The following is an 11163-nucleotide window of genomic DNA, read 5'->3' as shown; positions in this document are numbered from 1 at the left end:
CGCCCAAAAGCCGATGATAACCACAGCTATAACAACCAAGACGACGGCAATCACTTTTTTCTTCATCTTATTGGCCTTCTTATTAAATTCAAATTTTATTAGTTTAAATTCAATTTAAATTTAAATTACTCCAATCTTTGAATAAAAGATATACTTTTATGGTGAATCAAAGTTAGGGTTAAATATGTCCAGATCTAGACGAAGTGATGGTGACTTAACCAAGTCCAAAATTATTGAGGCAGCAGGACCTTTAATTGCCCAATATGGTTTTGCAAAGACAGCGAACAAAACAATTGCTAACGCTGCGAATGTCGATTTGGCTGCAATTAATTATCACTTTGATGGTCGAGATGGGCTGTATCAAGCTGTGTTAGTGGAAGCTCACGCTCATTATCTTGATGAAAAATATTTACTAGAACTTGTTGAAAGCACTCAGTCACCAGAAGAAAAGCTAAGCTTATTACTTGAGACCTTGCTGCATAAATTAACTGAAAAAGATGTTTGGCATGGCAAAGTCTTTATTCGTGAACTCTTTTCACCTTCTGAGCATTTATTAAATTTTATTGAATTTGCAGGTATGAGAAAATTTTTTCTTATTCGTAAGCTCATTAGTCAAGTTGCTGGTTTAGATGAAAATGATCCAGCGGTGTTGCCTTGTATTTTAAGCGTGATGACACCTTGCATGATGCTCATTATTGCTGGACCAAATGCTCAAGCACCTGAGCCGCTTAAAAATATTGCCCAGATGCCATTACACGGTTTAGTTGAACATTTTAAGAAATTTTCTTTAGCTGGCTTAAAAGCAATTAGCCAAGCAAATATTAAAAATTAGCTATTTAAACATTGCAAAATTGCCTGCACTGGATCTTCTGTATTTCCAGAAATAAGTTGTTTATGCATGGTTAAATGTTGCATCACTTGAATTTGAGCTGTCTCAACATTCATTAGTTTTTCTATTTCACTTGCTAAATGTTCTGGTGTGGCATCAGCTTGAATCAGCTCTTCAATGACTTTCTTACCCGCAATAATATTAGGCAAAGAATAATAAGGAATTTTCACCAAAAGCTTAGCAATTATATAGGTCAACCAATGTAATTTATAGAAAGTGACCATTGGTCTATGCATGAGCATGGCTTCTAATGTCGCAGTCCCAGAAGCTAAGGCAATGATATCACTTGCATTCATGACCATACGGCCAACCTTAGACTCACTATCTGTATTTTCTAAAATATGAATTACAGTTTTCAAATTAGGCGCTAATTGTTCAACACCCTGCTCAATCTGTTGTTTTCGTGCAACGTTAATTGCGGGAATTAAAAATTGAATGTCTGGATATTTCTTATGAAGAATATTGGCAGTTCCAAGCAACATAGGCAAAAGTCGTTCTACCTCACCTTTTCGACTGCCTGGTAATAACGCAATATGTTTTTGATTTTCATTAAGACCTAATTGCTGTTTGGCAATTTGGATTGGATTTTCAAGTGGCAATTGTTTAGCTAATGGATGACCTACAAATGCTGCTGGAACTTCATATCGTTCATAAAAAACTTTTTCAAAAGGAAATAAGCAAAGTACTAAATCTATACTTTGTTTAATGCCATGAACACGTCCTTGACGCCACGCCCAAACCGAAGGACTGACATATTGAACTGTTTTTATTGGAAGATTCTTTTCTTTAATACTTTTAGAAAGTCTGAGGTTAAAGTCTGGCGCATCAATACCAATAAAAATATCAACTGGATTTTGAGTCCATTGATTGATTAAACCATCCCGCACGGCGAATAATTTTTTTAAGTCTTTTAATACCTCAACAATCCCCATCACAGACAGAGTTTCCATTGGGTAATAACTGTTAAAACCTTCAGCAATCATTTGAGGACCACCGATTCCCTCAAATTCGGCATCTATTCCTTGTTCTCGAAAACTACGCATAAGTTTCACACCAAGCGTATCTCCAGAAACTTCCCCAACTACAATGCCTATTTTAAGTTTTCGGTTTGCCAAGGCGATTTACCCAAGAATTTGAAATAATGCATTCTAGCATAGAGGTTTATCAATCTTGAACTTGATCGATATGTACTTACCAAAAGCAGTCACAGCACAAGCTATCTAAAATTACACTCATTCACCATCTTTTAATCTAAATTAACAATGCAATTTGAATTGTAGCTTACATTTACAAACAATAAAATAAATGAGAATTATTTACATTATCCTTAATCTTATGAATATCCCACCTCGACCATTTAAGCTTACTGTAATCGCCTGCGCGATTTGTTATGCGAACCTCTCTTATGCTCAAGACTCAGAGGTACAATCTTTACAGACGATCCAAATTAAAGCATCAAATGCTGAACAGTCTTCTGAACAAACCAAAGCATATAATGTTAAGAACTCAAGTAGCGCAACCAAGCTTAATATAGAGGCTAAAGAAACTCCTCAAACTATTAATGTCGTTACTCGTCAGCAAATTGAAGATTTCGGACTTACCAGTACACGAGATGTTTTAAAAAATACTCCCGGTGTAACCGTATCTAATCAAGAAACTGAGCGAACTACTTATATGGCTCGCGGCTTCGAGATTTCAAATATATTAACTGACGGCGTGGGTTTTCCCCTCTCAGGTTATAACTATAACAATACGAATCCTGATACTTATTTCTATGATCGTGTAGAAGTCGTTAAAGGTGCTGATTCTTTAACTAACGCCTTCGGTGATCCAAGTGCAACAATCAACAATATTAGAAAACGCCCGACTCAAGAATTCCAAGCAAGTGGCGGTGTAAGTTATGGTTCTTGGGATACGCAGCGTTATGAAGCTGATGTCTCTGGTGCAATAATACCGAGTGGAAAAGTACGTGGCCGTATTATGGGCTATGAGCAAACTGGTGATTCTTACCTTGATCGATATTCGTCAGAGAGAAATGGTTTCGCAGGTATTATTGAAGCTGATTTGACAGATAGTACTTTACTGACCGCTGGTTATAGCCAAGAACAAAATAAACCCAATGCAAACAACTGGGGTGCTCTGCCTTTGTTAGATGCCAATGGTAAACAAATTTCATATGACCGCTCATATAACCCTAACCCTGACTGGGCACACTGGGATAATGAAACACAAAATGCTTTTGTTGAATTAAAGCAAAAAATTAATGATCAGTGGACCGCTAAGCTGACCTATAACTACCTTGATACCAAGCATAATAGTCGTCTTCTTTATTATTATGGTTATCCAAAAGCTGATGGATCAGGTGTTTCTCTAACCCCTTGGGGTGGTCAAGAGCACCAAGAAAAACATGCTGTCGATTTTAATCTCGAAGGAACATATAAACTTTTCAATCGAGAACATGAGGCATCTTTAGGCTATAGCTATGTACGTAGTCATCAGCAAGATAAACAATCTACAGGAACGATTAACGATAGTAACGTCATAAAATCAACCACTACGGATTGGTCAAGTTGGACACCGCAATCTATAACTTGGTCAGATTTCACAGAAGCTGCAAACTATAAGCAGAATATTAATTCCATCTATGCTGCGACACGCTTACATCTTAATGAAGATTTAAAACTTTTACTTGGTGCAAACTATGTCCAAGCTGAAAGTAAAGGTGAAAGTTATGGTTCACCAATGTCATATAGTGAAAGTAAAGTCTCACCCTATGTTGGACTAACTTATAACTTTACACCTGAATATACAGGTTATATGAGTTACACCTCAATTTTCCGTCCTCAAACTGGTATTGATAAAGATACCAATCAAGCTTTAAAACCTATTGATGGTAAAAGCTATGAGATGGGCGTAAAAAGTTCATGGCTAGATGACCGTTTAACAGGAACACTTTCAGTATTTAAAACTGAACAAAATAATTACCCTCTACGTAGCTCTGATGGAAATCCACTTAATCGAAAAGTACCAACGAGTGATTTAGAGTCACAAGGTGTAGAAGTCGGCTTATCAGGTCAAATCACAAATAATGTGAATCTGTCTTTCGGCTATGCTCAATTTAGTATTAAAGATATTAAAAATGGCGGCGAGGCAAGAACTTATAATCCAAACCAGACACTTAACGTGCTAACCACCTACACGCCGCCAGTTTTACCGAAGCTAAAATTTGGTGCAGGGTTACAATGGCAAGATGGGATAAAGTTATATGATTCAAATATTAACAGTACGATTAAACAAGATGCATATGCTTTAGTTAATTTAATGGCCAGCTATGAAGTCAACGATCATATTACGCTTCAAGCAAATGGTAATAATATTTTTGACAAGAAATATTTAAATAGTTTTCCAGATGGCCAAGCTTTTTATGGTCCTTCTGCCAACTATACAGTTGCTGTAAAGTTTAAATATTAATATCGTAGCCAATCCCAATTTAGGGATTGGCTTTACTTATTATTCTTTGTGTATGTGTCAGTAAAGATGTCCAAAACTGTAAATCTCCCTGTGTCATATCGTATAAAAGTTTTCTATCGATTCTTGCTAGTTTTCGGTATGGGCTTTGCCTGTATGGCATATTTAAGTCTTGGACTCATTGGAATTTTCCTTTTGACCCTCGACAAAGCTGAAGCTATATATCTCGCAGCATTTATAGCAATTCTATTTTACGTCATCTTTGTGATTGTTGGTTTCTGCGTTCAATCACTTTTGAAACTCACTGGGCTATCAATTGTTTTGTGCGCCCTTTTCTTTTTTGTGACACGTATGGTGGGTTATGCATAAAGGTATACGTCAATCTATGGCATGGCTGCACTCATGGACTGGCTTAATATTTGGATGGCTCGTATTTGCCATTTTCTTAATGGGAAGTTTGTCCTATTACCGCCACGAAATTAATTTATGGATGCAACCTGCACTTGCGCAATATGAAGTAAAGCAAGATATTGCTATTAAAACAGCATATCAATATTTACAAGAAAACGCTCCAGATGCCAAATCTTGGTATTTAACAGTTGCTACACCAGAAAGTCCCGTCAACACTATGTATTGGGAAAAAGCTGACGGCGGTTATGGCAATGCCACACTTGATGCTAACACGGGAAAAGAACTTCAACTTTCGGCAACTCTAGGCGGCGATTTTTTTTACCGCTTCCATTACCAACTTTTTGGCATTCCAATCATAGTTGGGCGATTAGTCGTATGTCTTGCCGCATTTATTATGCTGATTGCTTTGGTTTCAGGCATTATTACCCATAAAAAAATATTTACCGACTTTTTTACTTTACGCACATTTAAGTCTCAGCGTTCATGGCTAGACTTTCACAATATTTCTTCAGTCGTTGCACTGCCCTTCTTTTTAACCATTACATTTACGGGCTTAGCAATTTTCTTTTATTTATATCTACCTTGGGGAATGCAAAAGATTTACCCTGAAAACCCTTATCAATATTTTACCGAAATCCGCACAAAGACTGTACTTGAGAATCAATCAATTCAGCCTGCTCAAAACTTAGCTATTGATAAGCTATTGAACCAAGTTCAACAAAGTTGGGGTAATCAACCTTTATCAACGATTAGTGTGAAAAACCCGAATACCAATCAGACGCAAATTACTTTTATTCAGCAAGAAGACCGCTCTATTACTCGTAATCAAGCTCAAATTACATTAAATGCTTCAACCGGCAAAGTCTTAGAAGACACACGTAATAATAGTCCTATTGCAACGTTAAATGCGGGTGTCTATGGGCTACATATGGCGACATTTGCTCAGCCTTTACTTCGTCTAGGATTCTTTTTCTCAGGCATTTTAGGCTGTGTAATGATTGCCTCTGGTTTATTACTTTGGAGTCTTAAACGTCAAATTCAAAATAAGAATAGTAAATTTCATTTCGGGCACTATTTAGTTGACCGATTGAATGTTGCAGCGTTTGTTGGATTACCTTGTGCAACTCTCGCCTATTTAAGCGCCAATCGATTGTTTACAGTCACTTCAACCTCGATCAATTATGAAGTTTATAGCTTTTTCTTAGTTTGGTTAGTCAGCTTGATCATTGCTTTATTCACTAAAAAGCAGCATTTGTGGCGAACTCAACTTTGCGTTTTTATTATGCTTTGTATTGCACTTCCCATCTTAAATCTAAGTTATTTACTTAAACATGAGTATGTTCAAAGCCTCAGAGATTATTGGACGTTTGCACGTGTAGATGTATTTTTGTGGATCTTTGCAGCTTTAGCAATTTTTATATTCTTCAAAATTCAACCTATTCAGCATAAAGCTGTAGAAAAGATTCAAAAAAAGCTGAATAAATTAAATACTGAGGTGAGCTCATGATTTTTATAGCTTTCCTCTTAATCTTATTAGGTATGTATTTGTTATTTATGGCGAGCGAAAAATATCGATCACCGAAATCAACAGGTCATTTCAAATCATTAGCTCAAAAGTATTACTGGCACTTTAAAATAGCTGCATTCATGCTATTTGGTTTATGTGCATTTATTCTTATTCAACACTATAAATTTTCAATTGGTTTTGTCAGTTGGTGGATCTTTGCAACCCCATTAACTTTTATTCTTATACTTCTAGTTAATCCGCTAAAGTCTTCAAAATAATCTTTTTCTTCAAAAAATGATGAAAAATAGAACAAGCTAAGCAATATTTTGATTGCTTAGCTTTTTTTTGCATAAGCAAATCATTATTCATGACAACTGTTTATCTCTAAAAGGAATAAGATATGTGCGTTTCGTGATAAGTGGCGATAAAGATGTCTGGTGCTTTTGAATTTATCTTAGCAGGTATGTTAGTTGGTTTCTGTGTAGGGATTACAGGAGTTGGTGGTGGATCATTAATGACACCAATTTTAATTGGCCTTTTTAGAATTGAACCTCATATCGCAATTGGTACCGATTTACTTTATGCCGCAATTTCAAAATTTTGTGGATCAATGGTTCACGCTAGAAAGCTCAATATTGTCTGGCCAATTGTTTTATGGTTAGCAGTAGGCAGTATTCCTGCATCCTTCGGTACCACATGGGTACTTGAGCATTATTTAAGTCAGTCAACGCACTATAAAGCTGTACTCACCATGGTATTAGGTTTTATGCTGACTTTAACTGGTGTATCTATCATTTTCCGCTCCCGTATTGAGAAGTTCTTTAGTCGTTTTAGAAGTAAAGAAGTCACTCAAACTGAGACTGAGCATTTAGCTATCCATAAAAAACGTAGCTTTATCGTGGTTATGGGTATCATCTTAGGTGTATTCGTAACGCTTTCATCAGTCGGTGCTGGTGCATTTGGGATTATGGCCCTCGTGATCATGTTCCCGAACTTGCCAATGATTCGAATTATTGGTTCAGATGTTGTACATGCCGTATTACTCACTTTAGTGGCTGGCCTTGGGCATATGAGTGCTGGTAACGTCGACTTTACGCTTCTTATGTGGTTATTGGTAGGTTCAATTCCTGCAATTATTGTTGGTACGCTCATTAGTTCTCGTATGCCAGAACGTTTAATCCGAAAAATTTTAGGGATTACCCTATTTGCCCTCGGTGTTAACTTTATGGTTCACCCAGTCAAAGCAAAACCGAAAGCACCTGTGGTACAACAACAAGCTGTGGTTGCCGAAAAAACAAGCAACTCAACTGAAAGATAGCAAAATCAATAAGATTTTTCCAAACTGAAATACCATGAGATGTAGGATTTTCATAATTATTTCATGGTATATTCAGTATACAAAACAACCTTTAGTATGATCGAACCAGTGACAGCAATGACTACACATTCAAATTCCGTTTCAAAGCCAGATATCGACGACGTTAATATTAAAAGCATTCAAACTCTTGTAACACCAGCCGAGCTTAAATCAGAACTTCCTTTATCTGATGTTGCTTCACAAACTGTTCTAAAAGGTCGCGATACCATTCGTAATATTTTAGATGGTTCAGATAAGCGTTTGTTTGTCGTTATTGGTCCTTGCTCTATTCATGATCCAAAAGCTGCCCACGAATATGCCGATCGTTTAAAAGCATTAAGTGAAAAGGTTAAAGATTCACTATATTTAGTTATGCGTGTTTATTTTGAAAAACCACGTACAACAATTGGTTGGAAAGGTCTCATTAATGACCCTGACATGAATGACTCTTTTAATATTGAAAAAGGTTTACGTATTGGTCGTAAGCTTTTACTTGAATTAAATGAAAAAGGTTTACCATGTGCAACTGAAGCACTTGACCCGAACTCTCCGCAATACTACCAAGACTTAATTTCTTGGTCTGCAATTGGTGCACGTACAACTGAAAGCCAAACTCACCGCGAAATGTCTTCTGGTCTATCATCACCAGTAGGTTTTAAAAATGGTACAGATGGCGGTTTAACTGTTGCAACCAATGCGATGCAGTCTGTTAAATATGGTCATAGCTTCTTAGGTCTTAATGAAGACGGACAAGTTTCGATTATTAATACAAGCGGTAACCCTTACGCACACGTAGTATTACGTGGTGGTAATGGCAAGCCGAACTACGATGCTGGCTCTGTTGAAGAAGCTGAAAATGCTTTAGCGAAAGCAAAAGTTAGCACTAAAATCATGATTGATGCGAGCCACGCAAACTCAAATAAAGACCCATACTTACAACCACTTGTTCTTAAAAATATTACTGAACAAATTTTAGATGGTAATAAGTCAATTGTTGGTCTTATGGTTGAAAGTCACTTAAAAGGCGGCCGCCAAGATATTCCTGAGAATCTTTGTGATCTTGAATATGGCAAATCAGTGACTGATGGCTGTATTGACTGGGAAACGACTGAAAAAACATTGCTTGAAATGCATGAAGCTTTAAAAGACGTTTTACCAAATCGTTAATACATCTTTTCAAGAAGATCAATTAAGCCCTCATCTTTGAGGGCTTTTTTATTTTTCTTTGTCGGAATTTAACATCAAACTAAATAAAAATAACTCACCACAAAAGTAAAAAGTAGCGCGGTTTCGCTAAGCTCAATTGCTGCCCCGACTGTATCACCTGTAATACCGCCAATTCTTTTAATAAAAAGATGTCTTAAATAAACTAGACTGATCAAAAAGCTAATAATGGCGATGAGCCCTTGCCATTCCCAATATAAAGCCAATAACAAAACTACCGCAGTTATTATCCATGACGCTGTTTTAGGTAAATGATCAGTCAAAGAACGGCCTAAACCTTTTTCACGGACATATGGTGTGGTCAAAAACAAAATAGATGGCACAATACGCCCAAGTACGGGAACAAAGACTAAAAATAACGTTTGATGTTGTTCAACCAACACATAAATCAGTACAAACTTGAGCAAACAAATAATAACTAAACTTAGCACGCCAATTGGACCACAACTTGGATCCTTCATGATTTGTAAAGTACGTAGTTTGTCTCCAAAACCGCCCACCCATGCATCTGTCGTATCTGCTAGCCCGTCTAGATGTAATCCCCCTGTCAGCCAAATCCATAAAGTCATTAGGATTGTAGCAAGCAAAAGAACGGGTAATTTAACTAAAAGACACGAGATAAGAAAAAGAATGCTACCAATAATCAGCCCGACCAGAGGATAAAACAAAATAGCTCGACCATTTTGTTGCGCCGTTGGCATTGTCTTTAGCTCAATAGGCAGAACAGTTAAAAATTGCAATGCAATCCAAAAAGGTGTCATATCCAAGTCTCTAACTGATCTATATTTAAAAGCAAATTGGATTATGAAGAAATAAAAATGGGAATAGCAATCCCTATTCCCATTAAAGACTTCAAAAACTGAAAATCTATTGCATTTGATAGCACTGTTTCAATTTGATGTAGTCGTAGTAAAAACTAGTTGGTGTATAACGTGCATAGTTACATGCAGATTTGAACAAAGTTTCTTTTTCGTTATAAAGCATTTTTACCAAAGTATTGCCTTGGCTATTTTGGTAAATATCCCATTGGACATTTGCCGCCATAGGTGAAACTACTTCACCACGCCATGCGCTGGTTGAGTAATTATAAGTCTGATGTAGTGGTAAAGGCTGCATCATATTATGTAAATCTAGGCTGGTTGCCAAAGGAATAATAATTTCAGCATGGGCAAACCGTAAAACTGCTTTGTAAGGCTGAGCTTTATTCACCACGGCGTCAACTTGTTGGAACAGGTCCTGTTTAAGCCCTTTAGCAATTTCACTCGTGACTTGATTTGACTCTGTAAAACTTGGACCTTTTTCGTAAAAATCGTTTGCATCATTAAATTCAGCGTAGAATTTTGCAGCATCTAACGGCATATATTTATCAAAATCGATACCCTTTAACTCATCTTTCATGCCACCAGAAATTGAATAGAGCTCATAAATATAAGCTGCTGCATCAACTGCACTGGCAATTGTATTTTTACCCTTACCTTTTTCTGTAATTTGCTCACCTTTTGGTGAAGTTACCGTAAAGGATCCAGTATTGCTAAAGTTATAACCTGTTGTACCCAATTTTTTAATAAAGTCTGCTTTAAAAATCGGATTAAGTACAGTTTGGGCAGTTTTTTCAGCTGCTGTATTTTTTGATAATTCATCTAACTTTTGGGCTAAATCTTTATTATTTTCTTCAAAATCTTGATAGGCCTGACTAGCATCATAAATTTTCTGTTGATTAGGACTCAATGGCTGATTTAAATCTTCATCTGCATTCAGACTATGAAAATAGAGTTTAAAACGATCAACGCCACCATCTTCAACACTTGGAACGCTTGCACTCGATAAATTGGTATAAGACGTTGGTACAATTTTATCTTTAAGTTGAGGTTGTTGTTGAATAAGTTCAACCGTGAAGAATTTAGCACTATCTACTGCACGATCCACCCCAGAACTTTGTACTAATATAGATGCTTGCGAATTTAGAAGACTTGGTAAGCGCTGTAATAAACGATCTGCAATGCCACGGTGTTCTAAAATACCAGTCATGGTTTCATTTCCGTAACCGTACTGGCGAATTCCTTCCACGCCATAGCCTAATAAGATATTGGCTTTCATCATTGCTTCTAAATCTGCACCCAATTGTTCACCTAATGGTGTTAACACATTTTCTGCTTTTGCCTGTTTCCATAAATTATAAAGTGCCAAATCATATTTCAGACTTGAGAGACCTCTTGAACCGTGACGTGCCACTAATTCTGTAAAAACTGGCTGGAACCCATTGGGTGCTGTTTCATAGTTTTTTATTTCTTGTTGTGGTTGGTAAGG

11 protein-coding genes are annotated in these 11163 nt (G+C 36.7%); 7 read left to right on the top strand and 4 right to left on the bottom strand.

Translation table 11 applies throughout. The features are described from left to right. The first annotated feature begins 184 nt into the window (after positions 1–184). Positions 185–832 (top strand): CerR family C-terminal domain-containing protein, encoded by a 648-nt coding sequence (locus tag UC75_RS02460; RefSeq protein WP_049836558.1) that lies wholly within the window; start codon positions 185–187, stop codon positions 830–832. Here the strand turns inward: UC75_RS02460 and lpxB are convergent. Beyond that, positions 829–2004, bottom strand: coding sequence for a lipid-A-disaccharide synthase (lpxB, locus tag UC75_RS02455; protein WP_049836557.1), 1176 nt, complete (start codon positions 2002–2004; stop codon positions 829–831). The genes UC75_RS02460 and lpxB overlap by 4 nt on opposite strands. A 220-nt stretch (positions 2005–2224) precedes the next feature. On the opposite strand from lpxB, the gene UC75_RS02450 reads away from it, so the two are divergent. The 4 genes from UC75_RS02450 (at position 2225) to UC75_RS02435 (ending at position 6553) form a co-directional block, all read left to right on the top strand. After that, positions 2225–4360 (top strand): TonB-dependent siderophore receptor, encoded by a 2136-nt coding sequence (locus UC75_RS02450; protein WP_049836556.1) that lies wholly within the window; start codon positions 2225–2227, stop codon positions 4358–4360. Between the two features lie 66 nt (positions 4361–4426). Then, entirely contained in the window at positions 4427–4726 is a 300-nt protein-coding gene (locus UC75_RS19860; RefSeq protein ID WP_005304867.1) for a hypothetical protein, read from the top strand. Further along, complete coding sequence (locus tag UC75_RS02440) at positions 4719–6275, top strand: PepSY-associated TM helix domain-containing protein (protein WP_049836555.1); 1557 nt, start codon at positions 4719–4721, stop codon at positions 6273–6275. Before UC75_RS19860 ends, UC75_RS02440 begins: the two co-directional genes overlap by 8 nt. Further along, positions 6272–6553: a hypothetical protein gene (locus tag UC75_RS02435; RefSeq protein ID WP_049836554.1), complete on the top strand. Its 282-nt coding sequence runs from the start codon at positions 6272–6274 to the stop codon at positions 6551–6553. The genes UC75_RS02440 and UC75_RS02435 overlap by 4 nt, the downstream gene beginning before the upstream one ends. Here the strand turns inward: UC75_RS02435 and UC75_RS18580 are convergent. Continuing rightward, positions 6528–6644, bottom strand: coding sequence for a hypothetical protein (locus tag UC75_RS18580; protein ID WP_128825116.1), 117 nt, complete (start codon positions 6642–6644; stop codon positions 6528–6530). The two genes, UC75_RS02435 and UC75_RS18580, sit on opposite strands and share 26 nt — an antisense overlap. A 61-nt stretch (positions 6645–6705) precedes the next feature. Here UC75_RS18580 and UC75_RS02430 point away from each other — a divergent pair, with 61 nt between their 5' ends. Continuing rightward, positions 6706–7593: a sulfite exporter TauE/SafE family protein gene (locus tag UC75_RS02430; protein WP_049836553.1), complete on the top strand. Its 888-nt coding sequence runs from the start codon at positions 6706–6708 to the stop codon at positions 7591–7593. Between the two features lie 96 nt (positions 7594–7689). Next, a complete protein-coding gene (locus tag UC75_RS02425; RefSeq protein ID WP_013198033.1) occupies positions 7690–8799 on the top strand; it encodes a 3-deoxy-7-phosphoheptulonate synthase in 1110 nt (369 codons plus the stop codon). Positions 8800–8873: 74 nt separating this feature from the next. On the opposite strand, the gene UC75_RS02420 is transcribed toward UC75_RS02425, so the two are convergent. Then, positions 8874–9617, bottom strand: a complete 744-nt coding sequence (locus UC75_RS02420) for an adenosylcobinamide-GDP ribazoletransferase (protein ID WP_049836552.1) — start codon at positions 9615–9617, stop codon at positions 8874–8876. A 106-nt stretch (positions 9618–9723) separates the two neighbouring features. Next, the coding region (locus tag UC75_RS02415; protein WP_228137032.1) for a histidine-type phosphatase at positions 9724–11163 on the bottom strand (1440 nt) is incomplete at its 5' end.

The organism is Acinetobacter sp. V2 (genome assembly GCF_001188385.1).
Lineage (GTDB): Bacteria > Pseudomonadota > Gammaproteobacteria > Pseudomonadales > Moraxellaceae > Acinetobacter > Acinetobacter oleivorans.
The sequence above is the reverse complement of the archived record's forward strand: the minus strand, read 5'-3'. Positions and strand labels throughout refer to the sequence as shown.